General features: G+C 35.9%; 8 protein-coding genes. 6 read left to right on the plus strand and 2 right to left on the minus strand.

What is annotated here, in order from left to right; genetic code table 11:
* Nucleotides 1-122: 122 nt before the first annotated feature.
* The 6 genes from NJT12_RS01580 (at nucleotide 123) to NJT12_RS01605 (ending at nucleotide 13,634) form a co-directional block, all read left to right on the plus strand.
* Complete coding sequence (locus NJT12_RS01580; RefSeq protein WP_271334177.1) at nucleotides 123-1,268, plus strand: sialidase family protein; 1,146 nt, start codon at nucleotides 123-125, stop codon at nucleotides 1,266-1,268.
* 71 nt (nucleotides 1,269-1,339) lie between these two features.
* Nucleotides 1,340-2,236, plus strand: coding sequence for a sugar phosphate isomerase/epimerase family protein (locus NJT12_RS01585; protein ID WP_271334178.1), 897 nt, complete (start codon nucleotides 1,340-1,342; stop codon nucleotides 2,234-2,236).
* Between the two features lie 214 nt (nucleotides 2,237-2,450).
* Nucleotides 2,451-5,180, plus strand: a complete 2,730-nt coding sequence (locus NJT12_RS01590; RefSeq protein WP_271334179.1) for an alpha-d-galacturonidase — start codon at nucleotides 2,451-2,453, stop codon at nucleotides 5,178-5,180.
* Between the two features lie 530 nt (nucleotides 5,181-5,710).
* Entirely contained in the window at nucleotides 5,711-9,244 is a 3,534-nt protein-coding gene (locus tag NJT12_RS01595) for a malectin domain-containing carbohydrate-binding protein (RefSeq protein ID WP_271334180.1), read from the plus strand.
* 485 nt (nucleotides 9,245-9,729) lie between these two features.
* Nucleotides 9,730-12,165, plus strand: a complete 2,436-nt coding sequence (locus NJT12_RS01600; RefSeq protein WP_271334181.1) for a glycoside hydrolase family 2 TIM barrel-domain containing protein — start codon at nucleotides 9,730-9,732, stop codon at nucleotides 12,163-12,165.
* Nucleotides 12,166-12,410: 245 nt separating this feature from the next.
* Nucleotides 12,411-13,634, plus strand: coding sequence for a DUF4272 domain-containing protein (locus NJT12_RS01605; protein WP_271334182.1), 1,224 nt, complete (start codon nucleotides 12,411-12,413; stop codon nucleotides 13,632-13,634).
* A gap of 313 nt (nucleotides 13,635-13,947) precedes the next feature.
* Here the strand turns inward: NJT12_RS01605 and NJT12_RS01610 are convergent, their stop codons facing one another.
* Both NJT12_RS01610 and NJT12_RS01615 read right to left on the minus strand, forming a co-directional pair.
* On the minus strand, nucleotides 13,948-15,282 hold the full coding sequence (locus tag NJT12_RS01610) for a hypothetical protein (protein ID WP_271334183.1): 1,335 nt from the start codon (nucleotides 15,280-15,282) through the stop codon (nucleotides 13,948-13,950).
* A 35-nt stretch (nucleotides 15,283-15,317) separates the two neighbouring features.
* Nucleotides 15,318-17,714: a TonB-dependent receptor gene (locus tag NJT12_RS01615; RefSeq protein WP_271334184.1), complete on the minus strand. Its 2,397-nt coding sequence runs from the start codon at nucleotides 17,712-17,714 to the stop codon at nucleotides 15,318-15,320.
* Nucleotides 17,715-17,963 lie beyond the last annotated feature (249 nt).

Raw genomic sequence — 17,963 nt, forward strand, 5'->3', positions numbered from 1 at the left:
ACAGTACAGGATGGATCTTTAGAATTTTAGTGTCATTTTTACACTTAATAAATAATTTTGTGCGAAAAATTATCAGGAATGCATTTAAAAGCAAAAATTTTAATTCAAAATAAAAAATAATAATGAAGATAATAAAAGTAACATTTGTGTTATTGGGTCTTTTACTCTTGGGAAGTTGCAAACCAACTTTACAAAATAAGACCTGGAAAGAAGGAATTTTAGTAGATGAATTTATATATGATAAAGCACCTTATCCGTCTTGCCACGCTGTTACAATTGTTGAAGCTTCAAATGGGGATTTAGTTTCATCCTGGTTTGGAGGAACGCACGAAAGACATCCGGATGTTTGTATTTATGTAAGTATAAAACCAAAAGGAAGCGATAAATGGAGCGAAGGCATTAAAGTGGCTGACGGCGCGATGAAAGAAGGCCCGAGATTACCAACATGGAATCCTGTTTTATATCAAATTCCTGGTGGCGATTTAATGCTTTTCTATAAAATTGGTCCAAAACCATCTGAATGGTGGGGTGTAATCAGAACTTCATCTGATAACGGAAAAACCTGGTCTGAGGCGAAAAAAATGCCGGAAGGTTTCTTAGGACCAATCAAAAACAAACCGGTTTTATTAAGCAACGGAACTTTATTGTGCCCTTCAAGTATCGAAGGCGACGGCTGGAGACTTCGCATGGAATCTACTCCTGATTTTGGAAAAACATGGGTAATGGGCGATACTTTATCGCGAGGAAAACAAAAGATAAATGCAATTCAGCCAAGTATTCTTTTTCATAAAGACGGAAGTATACAGGCGATTGGAAGAACGAGAAACAGAGCTATTTTTAGTACTTTTTCTAAAGACAACGGAAAAACATGGTCTGATATAGAATTAATTGGTCTGCCAAATAATAACTCAGGAACAGATGCGGTAACGCTTAAAGACGGAAGACATTTGTTAGTTTACAATCATGTCTTACCTCCTGGAACAGAAGCAAAAGGTCCAAGAACGCCATTGAATGTTTCAGTTTCTAAAGACGGAATTCACTGGGATGCAGCGTTAGTATTAGAAGATTCAAAAATTAGTCAATATTCGTATCCATCCATGATCCAGAGTTCTGACGGAATGGTACATATCGTTTACACATGGAGAAGGGAAAAATTGAAATATGTAAAAATTGATCCAAGCAAACTAAAAACGATTCAAATCAAAAACGGAATCTGGCCCGGAGATGAGAACAAAGTAGTAACGGCTGTAAAAGCTGAAGAAGAGTAAGAATTTAAATTTAACCATTAAGATATTAAGTTTCATTAAGCTTAACTTTCTTAATGGTAAAAAACAAAAATATGAAGTCAATTTATTTAAAAAAAAATATTATTATTTTATTTTTTGCTGTTTTGTGCACTAGTTTCAATAGTTGTGCAACGGCTCAGTCATCAAATAACAAACAGCGCTATAAAGTTGCGGTTTGCGACTGGATGATTTTAAAAAGACAAAAATTAGGCTCTTTTGCTCTCGCAGCTGAAATAAAAGCTGACGGAATAGAACTGGATATGGGAGGTTTAGGAAACCGCCCAACCTTTGACAGTAAATTAGGAGATCCAATCGAAAGACAAAAGTTTCTGGATAAATCCAAAGAATTGAATGTCGGAATCAGTTCGATAGCCATGTCCGGATTTTACGCGCAGTCTTTTGCAAAAAGAGAAACTATCGCACCCATGATCGAAGATTGTGTAAAAGCAATGAAAGACATGAAGGTCAAAGTCGCTTATCTTCCTTTAGGGACGGAAAGTGATTTGGTGAAAAATCCTGAATTACGTCCTGTAATTATCGAAAGATTAAAATGGGCGGGAAAACAAGTAGGCAAAATTGGTGGAGTTATAGCAATTGAAACATCATTAGACGCTACCGAAGAAAAAAAACTATTAGAAGAAATAGGTTCTAAATATGTCAAAAGTTCTTTCAATTTTGCGAACGCCGTAGATAACGGAAGAGATATTGTAACCGAATTAAATATTTTGGGTAAAAAACATCTGGCACAAATTCATGCTTCAAATACAGACAAAGTCTGGCTTGAAAACGATACCGCGATCGATATGCCAAAAATAAAACAAGCGCTGGACAAAATGAAATGGAGTGGCTGGCTAATCGTAGAACGTTCCAGAGATGTTACACAGGTTCATAATGTAAAAGCGAATTATGGCGCAAACGTTGCGTACTTAAAACGTGTTTTTCAGAATTAAATAAAGAGGAATCTGCCAGATCTGCAAAATCTGCGAGTGTTAATTTTTGACGTAGATTTTGCAGATTAAGCAGATTTATTCTCATTTTTTGTCATCTCAACGAAGAAGAGATCACACAAACTTCATTCTCACTGTTGCTGAATATTGGATGTGATTTCTCTTTCGTCGAAATGACAAACTAAACAGAAATTTTCAAGAATAAAATTCCAATACCATGAAATATTTAAGTTTACTTTTTTTAGGTTTTTACGTCACTATTGCAACAGCGCAAAACATTACCATAGTTAGTGATGTCAATTCGCCCAGAGCTAAATTCGGTGCCGGAAAACTATCAGAAACACTTACTTCTAAAGGTTTCAAAATCACCTCTGCAAATAAAATCAAAAGCTCAAAAGACCAGTTGATTGTTATTGGAGAAAAGGGAACTGATTTCTGGAAACAGAATGCAAAGAATGCCAAAATAGATGATAGTAAACTCATCAAAAAAGAAGGCTTCCAGATTCGTAGCCAAAAAAACATCATTTATATAGAAGGAACAGATGCATCAGGAGCTTTATACGGCGCTATGGAATTGGTGGATCGTATTAAAACTTCAGGTAAGATTCCAACAGAAATAAATATCGAAGACAGTCCTGAAATGGTTTTAAGGGGAGCTTGTATCGGTATGCAGAAAACAACTTATCTGCCGGGCAGAGATGTTTATGAATATCCGTATACGCCGGAAACTTTTCCGTGGTTTTACGATAAAAAATTATGGACAAAGTATCTGGATATGCTGGTTGATAACAGAATGAATTCCTTGTATTTATGGAACGGACATCCGTTTGCTTCATTGGTAAAACTTAAAGATTATCCGTTTGCTTTAGAAGTAAGTGAGGAAGATTTCAAAAAGAACGAAGAGATCTATAAATTCCTGACCGAAGAAGCCAATAAAAGAGGAATTTGGGTGATTCAGATGTTTTACAATATCATTGTTTCCAAACCTTTTGCAGAACATTATAATATTAAAACACAGGATCGTTCGCGTCCAATTACACCTTTGCTTTCAGATTACACAAGAAAATCAATTGCCGCTTTTATCGAGAAATATCCAAATGTTGGTTTATTAGTTTGTTTGGGAGAAGCCATAAACACCATCGATGATGACGTAGAATGGTTTACCAAAACGATTATTCCCGGAGTTCAGGATGGTTTAAAAGCGTTGGGAAGAACAGATGAACCGCCAATTATTTTGCGTTCGCACGATACCGATGGACCTTTGGTTATGGAAAAATCGCTTCCCTTATATAAAAATCTCTACACAGAAAGTAAATATACCGGAGAATCCCTCACGACTTATACACCAGGCGGACCTTGGGGAGAAACACATAAACAGTTAAGTGCTTTAAAATCGATTCATATCGAGAACGTACATATTCTGGCCAATTTAGAACCTTTCAGATACGGTTCACCTGATTTTATCCAGAAAACAGTAAAAGCCATGCACAGTGTTCACGGTGCCAATGCATTGCATTTGTATCCTCAGGCATCTTATTGGGATTGGCCTTATTCAGCAGATAAAACAAAAACGGGCGAACGAATTCTCGAAATGGATCGTGACTGGATTTGGTACAAAGCGTGGGCAAGATATGCATGGGACAGTAAAAGAGATCGAAATCAGGAAGTTAAATTTTGGGATACAGATCTGGCGGCGAAATACGGAACAGATACAGAAGCCGCCAATAACATCTTAAAAGCCTACGAAGAAACCGGAGAAATTGCGCCAAAGACGTTAAGACGTTTTGGAATTACCGAAGGAAACCGTCAGACTTTATTACTAGGAATGTTCGAAAGCCAATTGGTAAATCCTGCAAAATGGCGTGTTTATCCTGGTTTTCATGAATCGTGCGGACCTGCCGGCGAATTGCTTTTAGAATACGCTAAAAAAGAGTGGAATAAAGAACCGCATTCTGGTGAACTGCCAACTCAAATTATTGCCGAAATCACTGAACACGGTAGATTAGCGGTTGAAGCCATTGACAAAGCGGAACCAAAAGTGACAAAAGACAAAGAAGAGTTTTTACGCCTTAAAAACGATATGCATGCCTATAAAGCTTTCGCCGATTTCTTTTCAGAAAAAGTAAAAGCAGCATTATTGGTTTTGCGATACAGTTACTCAAATGATATTTCAGATCTTGACAAAGCGCTTCCGCATTTAGAAAAAAGTATCGAATATTATGAGTTATTGGTTGATCTTACAAAGGACACATATTACTATGCTAACAGTATGCAAACTGCACAACGCCGTATTCCGATTGGTGGAGACGACGGAAACAACAAAACATGGAAGGAATTATTGCCACATTACGAACGTGAATTGGTTAATTTTAAAAGAAACTTAGGGCTATTAAAATCATCAAAGGATGGTAAGATAGCAACCACAGAAGGCAAACCATGGCAAACTGCAGAAGTCACTTTATTAAGTGAAAGCAAAGGGACTTATGCATTAAAAAACGGAACAAAAGTATACGGAACACCAATTTCTGAGCTTACAAAAGTAGCTCCGGAATTGCAAAACCTGAAAGGAATTACATTCGATGAAACTTCTCAAAACGAGAACGGAACGCAGCTGAAATTCAAAAACACCAAAGCCGTGAAACTGGTTGTAGGTTATTTCAATTCAGATCAGAAGAGATTTTTATTTCCGCCAAGTTTAGAGACAGACGCAGCCGGAAATGCTCACGGTCAGGCCGAAGTGATCTTAGCAAGTGCCATGAATCTTAAAGAATTACCACGTGTAAATATTCATACCTATACTTTTCAGCCTGGCGAAAACAAACTCGATTTAGGCAAAGGAAGAGTATTAATTTTAGGATTTATAGATGCCAATCAAACCATAACACCACGAGATGTGGGTTATATCGATGCAGGAGAAAAAGGCGCGATAGACTGGTTGTTTTATTAATAGTATTGAGAATAAAGTTTCTAATTTGGGCGTATTCGCCGCGGCGAACGGACTATCCGCGATATCTTTTTATTTTTAAAGAAAAAATAAAAAGGATATCGCTTCTATCCCTAACGCAATCCAAACGTCATCGAGACCTGACAGGTTTTAAAAACCTGTCAAGTCTAACTTAAGATATAAACACAATCTTGTCACCCTCGACGAAGGAGAGATCACATCCAGAAAGCAACGAACTGTGAGGATTCAGCAAATTCGATGTCTGTGATTGAGAATATAAACACAATCTTGTCATATCGACGAAGGAGAGATCACATCCAGAGAACAACGAACTCTGAGGATTCAGTAAATTCGATGTCTGTGATTAAGAATATAAACACAATCTTGTCATCTCGACGAAGGAGAGATCACATCCAGAGAGCAACGAACGGTGAGGATTCAGTATATGTCATTTCTCCTTCGAAATAACAAAAACACTAAAATAACCTTATATCGCTTATATGGTTTAATAAAAATATAAGGTTCAAAAAAATATGAAGAAAATAGTTTTTTTTATTTTTTGTTTTTGCTCAAGTAGTTGCCTTGTTTGGAGTCAGGGCAATAGTTCAGTAAAATTTCGTCAGGAAATTTCGCTGAACTCCGCTTGGGCTACTATTGTTTTAGACCAGCTTCCAAAACAAGAAGATGCTTTTGTCAATGATCCCAAAACCGATGCACAATGGCAACGCGTAAATGTACCACACAATTGGGATCAGTATTACGGATTCAGAAGAACAAAACATGGTAATTTGCACGGAACTGCCTGGTATCAAAAATCATTAAAACTGGATAAATTGGTTAAAGGAAAAAGACTTTTCCTTTATTTTGAAGGTGTAAGTTCCTATGCGACCGTTTGGGTAAATGGTAAAAAAGCCGGAGAACACAAAGGCGGAAGAACTACTTTTACAATCGACATTACCCAATTAGTAGTTTTAGGAAAAGAAAATAAGATTCTGGTAAAAGCGGCACATCCATCTTTTATTGCTGATTTGCCGTGGGTTTGCGGAGGATGTTCCGGCGAATGGGGGTTCTCTGAAGGATCCCAGCCTATGGGGATTTTCAGACCAGTTTCTTTAATAATTACAAACGAAATCAGAATTGAACCTTTTGGCGTTCATATCTGGAATGATGCTTCGACTTCTAAAGAAAAAGCAATTCTTCACATGACAACCGAAATCAAAAATTATGGTGTTTTAAAACAAAATTTAACTGTAGAAAATATCCTTTTTGATAAAGACGGAGAAAAAGTAGTTTCAGTAAAAAGTAAGGTAGCCATTAATTCTAATGAAATAAAAGAAATAGCGCAAACACTGCCTGAGATTCTTCAGCCTAAATTGTGGTCGCCATCAAATTCATATCTATACGAATTGGTTACGTCTGTTTATGAAAACGGAAAAAAAATTGACGAACTAAAAACGCCTTACGGAATCCGTTGGGTGAGTTGGCCGGTTAGCAGAGACGGAAAAGACAATCGGTTTTTTATCAACGATCAACCTTTATTCATCAACGGAACCTGCGAATACGAACATTTAATTGGGAACAGCCATTCGTTTTCAGACGAACAGATTCATTCCAGAATCGAACAAATAAAAGCGGCTGGATTTAATGCGTTTAGAGAAGCACATCAGCCCCATAATTTATTGTACCAAAAAGAACTGGACGAAAACGGAATTCTGTTTTGGAGTCAGTTTTCGGCACATATCTGGTACGACACGCCAGAGTTTAAAGAGAATTTCAAAACCCTGTTGCGAGAATGGATTAAAGAACGTAGAAACAGTCCGTCGGTTGTCATGTGGGGATTACAAAACGAAAGTACAATCCCAATGGAATTTGCTGAAGAATGTACTAAAATAATCCGAGAAATGGACCCGATGTCAGCTTCGCAACGTATTGTCACGACTTGTAATGGAGGTGAAGGAACAGATTGGAATGTTGTACAAAACTGGTCAGGAACGTATGGAGGCGATCCGTTAAAATACCATCTTGAAATGACCACCCAGTTATTAAACGGTGAATACGGTGCATGGCGTACAGCAGATTTGCATACTGAAGGTGAGTTTGATCAAAAAGGAATTTTGAGTGAAAACAGATTTTCCCAATTAATGGAGATTAAAATCCGTGAAGCCGAATCGGTAAAAGATAAAATTGCGGGACAATTCAACTGGCTTTTTGCTTCGCATGAAAATCCGGGACGCGTTCAGAACGGAGAAGGTTTTAGAGACATTGACAAAGTTGGACCAGTTAATTATAAAGGACTTTTTACCATTTGGGGAGAACCTCAGGATGCGTATTATATGTACCGTGCCAATTACGTTTCGAATAAAACCAACCCAATGGTATATATCGTTTCGCACACCTGGCCAAGCCGTTGGGATTCGGTGGGAATAAAAAACGGAATCGATGTTTATTCGAATTGTGATGAAGTCGAATTGTTTAATGAAGTTAATAAAACATCATTAGGAAAATTAAAAAATCCAGGCTTAGGTCAGCATTTTCAATGGAATAATGTCAATATTCAGTACAATGTTTTGTATGCTGTTGGTTATGTAAATGGTGTGGCTGTAGCCAAAGACTATATTGTTTTGAACACACTTCCTAAAGCGCCAAATCTAGCCGAATTATACACAGATAAGGCAGATATTTTAGAATCAAAAAAAGGATACAATTATATTTACAGAGTCAATTGTGGAGGTTCTGAACTGACAGACAGCTCCGGAAATATTTGGTTAACTGACACACACAAAAGCGGTCAAAATACCTGGGGTTCATTATCATGGACAGATAAATTCGAAAAACTTCCGGACTTTTATGCGAGTCAGCGTAGCACTTTTGATCCTGTAATGGGCACAAAAGACCCTGTATTGTTTCAAAGTTTCAGATACGGAGTTGATAAATTAAATTACGAATTTCCTGCACCGGACGGAGAATATTTAGTCGAATTATACTTTACAGAACCTTGGTACGGAACTGGCGGAGGATTAGATTGCAAAGGCTGGCGTTTATTTGATGTTGCGATCAATGACAATGTAGTTTTAAAAGACTTTGATATCTGGTCAGAAACAGGACACGACAAAGCCTTGAAGAAAACATTTACTGTAAAAAGCAAAAACGGAAAAATCAATATTTCTTTCCCAAATGTAAAAGCGGGACAAGCGATTATTTCTGCCATTGCCATTGCGACCAAAAACAAGAACGTTAAGCCTGCAAATGCATCGCCAAAAAATATTGAGAATGTTGTTCTAAGTTCTCAAATCCAAAATGAATCAAAAATTGCTTCGTGGCTGGATATCAATTCAAAACAATATTCAGATTCAGATGTTGTTTTTACCCAGTTACCTTCGGAAGTTTTTGGAGCTGATTATTTGCAGTTTTTATCTCAGTCTAAGATTAAAGGTTCTTTTACATTAAAAGAAAACTCAGATTTATATCTTTTGATTGACAATAAAATAAAAACAAAATTTGCGTGGTTATCAGATTATAAAAAATCAGAAGAAATTGCAAAAAACAGTAATAATGTTGAATTTAGTATTTTTTCTAAAAAGGTAAAAAAAGGAGAAAAAGTATCTTTTGATAATTCAGAAGTTTTGAGTTCTATTATTGTCGTTCCAAATTATGATATGGGCGAAAAGGACGATTCAAGACCTGTAGTAGTTATCGAAGCAGAAAATACAAAAACCACAGGAACCGATATTGTAAAAGGAAATTTCAAAAAAGCGGATTATATCGAGTTTACAAAAAAGACACATAATAGTATTGAGTTTGAAGTAAAACCAGGAGTTGCCGGAATTTATTTGATGCGTTTTAAATTCATGAATCGAAACGAAACACCATTAAAAGTAAATTTCAAAATGGAAGACGCTTACGGAATTTTGATGCGAAATGATACGATAGAGTTCTTTCCTTCACCGGAAAAATGGAAGGTTTTGAATACCACTTCTGGAGGATATATTAATGCAGGTACGTATAAAATTACGCTGGAAGCGGAGGATTTAAAAGGATTGATGTTGGATAATTTTGAATTTCAATAGTGGTTTTGCCACGAAGGCACAAAGACGCAAAGGTTTAATAAAGATTAGTAGTGTGTATAATTAGCCACGAAGACACAAAGGCGCGAAGGTTTAATAAAGATTTTTATTGTAGAGGCGCACAGCAGTGCGTCTACGTTCCAATTGTCAGGCTGAGCTAAGTCGAAGCTACGCAAAGAGAGTTTCGCCTCATTTTTGTCATCCCGAGGAACGAGGGATCACATTAGAAATTCCGAATAGAATAGTGTTATTCTTTGTCGAGTTACGTGTGTGATTTATCTGCCGAAGCTGAATGTCATTAGGTTAAGCTTTTTTAAAGACAATTATGGCTAAAAAAATTCGCGCAAAGTCGCAAAGAAAATGGATGTAAACTTGGCGGCTTGGCACCTTTGCGCGAAATCCATTTAAGGATTACGGAATATTGGGTTGGACTTCGCTCAGTCTGACAAATAGGGGGTATATTTTAGATTAGAATAAAAAATATAATTATGATTAAACATAAAAAAAATTTACAAAAAACAGTAATTGCAATATCATTATTATTGCTCTCAACAATTGGTTTTTCACAAGAAAAAAAAGCCAGAATCATCGAAGACTTCAATAAAAACTGGAACTTCAAACTAGGAGATTATCCAACGGCAATTCAGTCTGATTTTAAAACTACCGATTGGAGAACGCTTCAATTGCCACACGATTGGAGTATCGAAGGGGCTTTTGACAAAGACAGTAAAACAAAACAGGCACAAGGATTTTTACCTGCCGGGAAAGGTTGGTATCGTAAAGTATTTACTGTTCCTGCAAATTGGAAAAACAAATCGGTTTCGATAGAATTTGACGGTGTTTTTAAAAATAGCGAAGTATTTATTAATGGACATTCATTAGGAATTCGTCCTAATGGGTATATTTCCTTTGGGTACGATTTGTCAAAATATTTGAATTTTGACAAAAAGGAAAATGTAATTGCTGTAAAAGTCGATAACGATGCGCAACCTAATTCAAGATGGTACACGGGGTCCGGAATTTACAGGAATGTACGTTTAGTTGCGAGCGAGAAACTGCACGTAGGGAAGTGGGGAACTTTTGTAACAACGCCGGAAGTTGCTGCGGCAAAATCAAAAATACATTTAGAAGTCACGATTGATAATGACAATGGTATTGCAAAAGAATTTAAATTGGTTACTTCAATTTTAAATGCTGAAAATAAAGAAGTGGCTAGTTTTACTTCAACTGAAAAAATAAGAGCAAAAACATCAGAGAAAAAGATTCACGATTTGGTTTTAAATCAGCCAAAACTATGGAGCACAGAGAATCCCTATTTGTATAAAGTGGTAACTAAAGTTTATGAAGGATCTAAATTGGTGGATGATTATGAAACACCTCTTGGTTTCCGATTTTTTGATTTTGATGCTGAAAAAGGTTTTTCATTAAACGGGAAACCAACCAAAATATTGGGCGTTTGCCTGCATCACGATAATGGCGCATTGGGCGCTGTAGAAAATATTCATGCCGTGAGAAGAAAGCTTAAAATCTTGAAAGAAATGGGAACCAATGCGATTAGAATGTCGCATAATCCGCACTCTCTGGAAATGATGCAGCTGTGTGATGAAATGGGATTTATTGTTCAGGATGAAGCTTTTGATGTTTGGAAGAAGAAAAAAGTAACCAACGATTACCATAAAGACTGGGATGCATGGCACAAACAGGATCTGGAAGATTTTATCAAAAGAGACCGCAATCATCCATCTGTAATGATGTGGAGTATTGGTAACGAAATCAGGGAACAATTCGACAGTACCGGAATTGCCATTACAAGAGAATTAGCCAAGATTGTAAAATCGTTAGATACTACTCGTCCCGTAACTGCGGCTTTGACAGAGAATATAATCGAGAAAAATTTTATTTATCAATCCGGTGCTTTGGATCTTTTGGGTTTCAACTACAAACACGAAGATTACAAAGATTTTCCTGAACGTTTTAAGGGACAGAAAATATTAGCTTCTGAAAGTGTTTCGGCGTTGGAAACGCGTGGACATTATGATTTTCCAGATGGAATTAAAGCCTGGCCAACAAAGCACGGTGCTGCGTTTGATGGAAATGCAGATTGGACGGTTTCGGCCTATGATCAGGTAAAATCATATTGGGGAGCTACGCACGAAGAAAATTGGAAAACTATTAAGAAACAGGATTTCATGGCGGGAACTTTTATCTGGACTGGATTCGATTATATTGGCGAACCGGATCCGTATCCATATCCGGCAAGAAGTTCTTATTTCGGAATCATCGATTTGGCCGGACTTCCAAAAGATGTGTATTATATGTATAAAAGCGAATGGACAACGAAACCTGTGCTATATATTTTTCCGCACTGGAACTGGAAAGCAGGACAGGAAGTCGATGTTTGGGCGTATTACAACAATGCTGATGAAGTTGAATTATTCCTTAACGGAAAATCACTTGGGAAAAAATCAAAACAGAATGATGACTTACATATTTCATGGCGTGTAAAATTTGAACCCGGAGCGATAAAAGCAGTATCTAGAAAAGATGGGAAAGTAGTTTTAGAGGCAGCAATTCATACAGCCGGAGAAGCTTCTAAAATTGATTTAAAAGCTGATAAAACGACGATCAAAAATGATACTTATGATTTGGTTTATGTAACGGTTTCTATTGTAGACAAGGATGGAAATTTACTTCCTAACGCTAATGATTTAATTAATTTTGAAGTTTTGGGTGGAGGAAAATTAGTTGGCGTTGATAATGGATATCAGGCCAATTTGGATTCTTTTAAAGCCAGTTCCTGCAAATTGTTTAATGGAAAATGTATTGTAATTATTCAGTCGAATGGGAAGAACGAGGCTATTCAATTGAAAGCTTCAGGGGGAAAGGAAATTCCAATTTCATCTATTGAAGTTAAGGTGCAATAATTTTAATTATTTCGCGCAGATTTTAAAGATTTAAGCAGATAATCGCAGATTTATTTGAAAGTAAATTATAGCAAATTTTAAATTTGTTCTCATCTGTAAAATCTGCGTGAAACAGTCTTTTTTGTGGTTATTTCAATATTATTTGATCTAATTATGTTTGTTCTTTGTAGTAAAATAATTCTATATTAGCGTAAACAAACAGATTTATAAGCCTGAATATTTAATCGCAAATAGAAAATAACGAAATGATTTGTACCATTTACTCGCACCAAACTGGTTTCGAAAATATTAAAGAAATAATCTTATTGAATTTCCCAAAAGGGGAAGTTTCAATAAACAAAGAAGATGAATGTGATGTCATCGAAATTGAAATTAAAGAAGGGCCTTTGAATTCCTGGGGAAAGATAGAAATTTTGTATCGTGAAAGACTCGAGCCGTATTATCAAATTCCTGAAATCAACGATTCGACTTTTACAGCAAATCTAAAAGGATTTTACGGATTCGTAAATTCATTGCCAACTGTCGACGAGAAAGTCAAAGATTTGTTTCTGCGTAAAATCCAGACCCTGAATTGTGAGTTTACAGTAATTCAGGAAGAGGGCGAAGTCAAAGATTTAAAGAAGATAATAGCAAATTTAGCACTGGAACTTGATGCTGTTTTATTTGTGCAGCCAGATAGTATTATCAGCAGATCTGGTGGACAGCACTTTTTGGACAAAAATCTGAACCTTATTATTGATATCGAAGGAAATTGTGAAATTGATACTTTAGATGTCAAAATCGATTCCCTTTATTTTGATGAAGATCAAAATGCTTTAGAAGAAGATCAGAAACTCAGAAAAGAAAATAACGAAAAAATTCTTGAGAATTATACGATCAAAATCAACAGAAATCTTCCTTGTATAGAATCTGAAAGCGAAACTACTTTAAGAACCCCAAAAGAAATTGCACAACGTGTTAGCGTTTTGGCGGTAGTAAATTTGGTTGCATTTAATAGTATTTCTCCCGAGGAAGCCACTGAGTATTTGCAAAATTATAAGCTGTGGAATTTTGTAACTGAGAATGAAAAGGAATTTCTGGCGAATCCTACAGACGATAAAAAAGCAAACGAAAGCTGGAAATGCGAAGGAATCTGGGTTTTGATGTGGGCATTAAACAAAGTTGAAACACTGGATTTTCCGAATGAATTTTGTGATTTAGAAAACTTAGATCCTGATGATTATCCTGTTGGTCAGGATAAAGACCCAAATTTTTTTATTGATGCAATCGTTTCAACAAGATCTAAAAGTGAAATTTTGGATGTCAATGATTTGTATTACAGATTTAATTGGGCTTGCGTAGATGAAAGAATTAATGGCAGGGAAATAGAAGGAATTAATCCGGGGATCGTTTATGAAAGACAATATGCTTTAAACTGGCTTGTTAATTATATGGAGCAGGATTGGGATAGTGTTACTTGCGATACCTAGAATTTACTAATTAATTTTATTGCAATCCCTATAGCGATCTGAAACAGAGAATTTTACCGCAAAGCGCGCAAAGTTATATTAATGCGATTTTCTAAGAATTAAAGTTCCCAAAGCTTGGTATTGAAACAGCTTTGCGAACTCTTTATTTATCAACGTAATATTAGGCAAAAAAACTTTGCGTTCTTTGCGGTTAATTTTTTATTACGCTATTAAAAACAAACATTCCGCCCCAAAAAATGAAGCGGAATGTTCTAATTAAAAAAAAAATTCAAGTTATTATCTTTACAGATTATGTTGCTGTGTTTGTATCTTTTTAGAATACACCAATATAATGGTTTCCAGGATTGTTGATCAATTTAGCCCCTTTAGTTACAGCTCCGGTAGGAATGTCGATAATATAAAGGTTTCCGTCTTTTCCAACTGGAGTAACCGCGATGTATAAATCATTTCCGTCAACTACAAAACCTTGGTACTGACCAAAATCTAAAGCCGGGTCATAAGCTATGTCTTCTACTTTTTTAGCTGTTTTTGCATTCAGGTCAACTCTTGCAACAAAACCTTGTTCTCCTGCATCTGCATGAGTATAAAGTACATAAGCAATTCCGTTTCCTGCATATCTCCATGCGTCGATATAAGATCCTTTTACTCCAAGAGCCGTATCTAGGCTAAAGTTATAAGAGTTGTCGTATTGATTGCTTTGGTTAATTCTTAAGATGTAAGAACCATTTTTTGTGTCTCTTTGAGTCGCTTGGTAAATATTACCGTCAGTTGCTAAAAAGCTATTAAAACTACGGAAACCACTTGTATCTCCAAAAGCTACTGTAGAAGTAATCACCTGTGGATTCTCTAAAGAAGGGTAATCAACAATTACAGATTTTGAACCTAAACGGTCAAATGTAGCTTCGTTTTGTCCGGTCTCAGGATTTGTTTTACGCATCCATGTACCAATGATTAATTTATTTCCGGCTTTGTTAAGTGTTGGAGCATCCAAACGGAAAAGGTGATGTCCTTGTGCTTCTTCCTGAGCAGTTAATGCAATTTCGTATTGTTTATATGCCGAAATTAAAGTTTGTTGCATGTTCAATGATACAACAGTTGCAAGTCCTCTGGTATGTTTGTAACTTTTGTCAGTATTAGTAACCACTACCGGGGTCGCTACATTTACAGCTACACCTGTTTTATCACCGTCAAAAAGTTTGTTCCATCTTGGTGATGTTCCGGCATATTGAGAGATATTTACTGTAGCTCCGGACTGCGCAAAGTTAGCAGCTCCGTTTACTTTATAAGTCATAAATTCACCACCGTTTGCACCTGTGTAAGTAATATTAAAAAGAGTGCTTCCATCTACAGATGATTGTAAACGAGCGGTTCTGCTTGACTGAACAGGAGATCCTTTTCCGTATACATCAATAGAAAAATTAGGATTTCTTGCATCTACCTTAGAAACAGAAAATACTTTTGTTCCACCGTTTCCGTCTCCTGGTTCTGTTTGCATCAATGCACCGGCAAGAGTAATCCAACGTCCCGGAGTTTCAGGTAATGTAGGTGGGGTATTATCGTTATTGTCGTTACTGCTACAACTTGTTGTTAGGGCAAATGTTGTAAAAACCAGACCACATGCAAGTAATTTAAATGTACTTTTTTTCATATTCATGGATTTAAAAAAATTAATTATATAGAGTATTAGAATTTATTGAGTGTGTAGTTTAATTTTAAATAAAAAGCCCTTCCTGGTTTTTGTACAGCAAAATTGTCATATACCTGTTCGTTTAGAATATTTCGGGCATCAAAGCTTACTATTATTTTTTTGTTAGGAAAAGCGTAACTCAATCCTAAGTCTTGGGGGAATTGAGTTGTTGTTTTATCTATTTCAAGCCATGACGTATAAAATTCTCCCACATAACCAAAATTGTAATACAAGTTCAGTTCAGAATTCTTTTGTAAAATATCTTTAAAATTATACTGAAGACTTCCGTTTACGGTGAAGTACGGCTCATTAGGTAATTGTTTATTATAGTACAGGAGCACATTTCCGTTTTTGTCGTATTTACTTTTATATAATGAATTAAATTTCGACATGTTCATGGATACGAATAATCTCTTATTGTATACATAATCAAATGAGGCTTCGAAACCCAAAGATTGTGCTTTTCCAAGATTCGCAAAAGGTGTTGATTGTACCGCTTCATTCAAACGGATACTAATGGCACGTACAATTTTGTCTGTAGAATTTCTCCAGAATCCGGATCCGGAAAAAGAGATTCTGTGTTGGTTAAAATCATAAGGACCAAATTTAATTCCTGCGTTTACATTTTTACTTTGTTCAGGTTTTAGTTCAGAATTTCCTATTATATTTTCTCCCGGTCTCCCGAATACTTCATCTTCAGAAGGCAGTCTAATCGCTTTTTCTGCAGATAATGAAACCATTGTTTTAGGGGTAACAAAATAAGAAGTGGCTAAACCGTATCCGAAAAATGAATTTGTGTTTTTAGTTATTTTTTCAATAACGGTATTTTGACCATTTTGAGAAAGGAGTTCAGGTTTTATTTCATTTAACTTCTGTTCATAGAATTTAGCAAAAACATTGGTTCTTAAACGGGAATCAAAAGCTTCCATTTCATATGCTAATGAAGAAACTGTTTTTTGTAAATCGCGTGTTGCCTCAAAATTGTTCTGAAATTCTGGTTTTATCAGGTCATTGTCATTTCTGTCAACCATATAAAACATATTGCTAAACACAATTCTGTTCTTCTCATTTATGTTATAGTTTAATCCCATTCGTGACGTAAGGATATTACTTGCGATAGTATTAATAGTTGGCCCGGCTTGTTGCGCTCCGTAAGTAGATAAAATAGGTTTACCATATAATCCCAGTGCTTTTTCGCCAAACCAATTGTAAGTCCATTTTACAGTGTCATTTAATGTTTCGTTTCTTTGGCTGTAAACTGCGTTTAAGGTAAAGTCAAGTCCTTTTGCAAGGAAATCTTTTTTAGCATAATTCAAGCTTATTGCTGTCGCATCCGCTTCTGTAAAACGGCCTTTATAAGGTCTTGTCATATATTGACCATGCTGAATCTGATTGTGGTCTTCAGAAACATTTACACCTATTAAAAAGTTATCTGCCCATTTAACATCTGTAAAACCAGCCTCAAATCTTCCTCCATATGAACGGTATCTGTTTTCAAAACGTTTGGCTCTAACATAATCGTAGCGTCCGTCTGGCAGGATATTGTAAACAAATTTCCCCCATACCTCATAATCATTATCAGAGTAATTATAGAACCCGGATCCTTTTACTGTAAAACCGGATTTGTCGCGGTATGTAGTATTAAAATTAGACTGAACTGTATTAAAAGAACCATAAGAAACAGAAGCATTCAAGGTATTTTTAGCTCCTTTTTTCAACACTACATTTATGGCTCCACCTAATGCATCATCTGCCAAATGAGCAGGGGTAACGCCTTTGTAAACTTCTATGCGTTCGATTAATGCGGGTGGAATACTGTTTAAATTGAATGATGAGCCATAGGTAGAAATTGGAATCCCGTCTATAAATACTCGTATAGAATTTCCCGTCATTCCGTTTACATTATAATCAACGCTAGATCCTAAACCACCATTTTGCCTGATTCGAACTCCTGCAGAGCGATCCAGTAAATCGTTTGTCTGAAGGTTTCTGGTAGCTGCATCTTTGGTGTCAATGACATTTACCGAGAAACCTTTTTCTGTAATCTCCTTTTTTATGGATTTTTTCTGAATGACAACTTCTTTAAGGTTCTTAGGATCATTTTTTTCTATTGAAATAGTAATATGAAAAGAAGGACGATTTATATGAATGTCAACAGTTTTAGTTTTGGCTTCTAACGAAGAAATTTCTAAAGTATAATTTCCATAAGCCAATCCTTCTATTTCAAATTGACCTTGATTGTCAGCAATAACAAATTTTTGTGTTCCTAAAACAAGTACCGAAGCCCCTGAAGTTGGCTGATGGTGAGGGAAACTTACTTTTCCGGTAATTTTTCCATTTTGTGACCAAGCAGAAAAATTGGCAAGCAAAAGAACAAATAATATAAATCTCATAATTAGTTTACATATCAATAGAAACGCAAACTTATAATATTGTTTATATTTAATCTAAATAAATACATTAGAAAATCATTAGAATTACATTAGAAATTCTAATGTTGGGATTTTGATATTTTTAGAACTTGAATAAGAATGATTTAAGAACAGGGATAAGGAGATTTTGTGTTTTTAAGTGGAGATCGGCAGGTCTAATATTAGAAGAAAACCCGGCAGGTTTTTATCACAAAGCATAATGTCATTAAG

This window comes from Flavobacterium azizsancarii, assembly GCF_027980145.1.
Classification (GTDB): domain Bacteria; phylum Bacteroidota; class Bacteroidia; order Flavobacteriales; family Flavobacteriaceae; genus Flavobacterium; species Flavobacterium azizsancarii.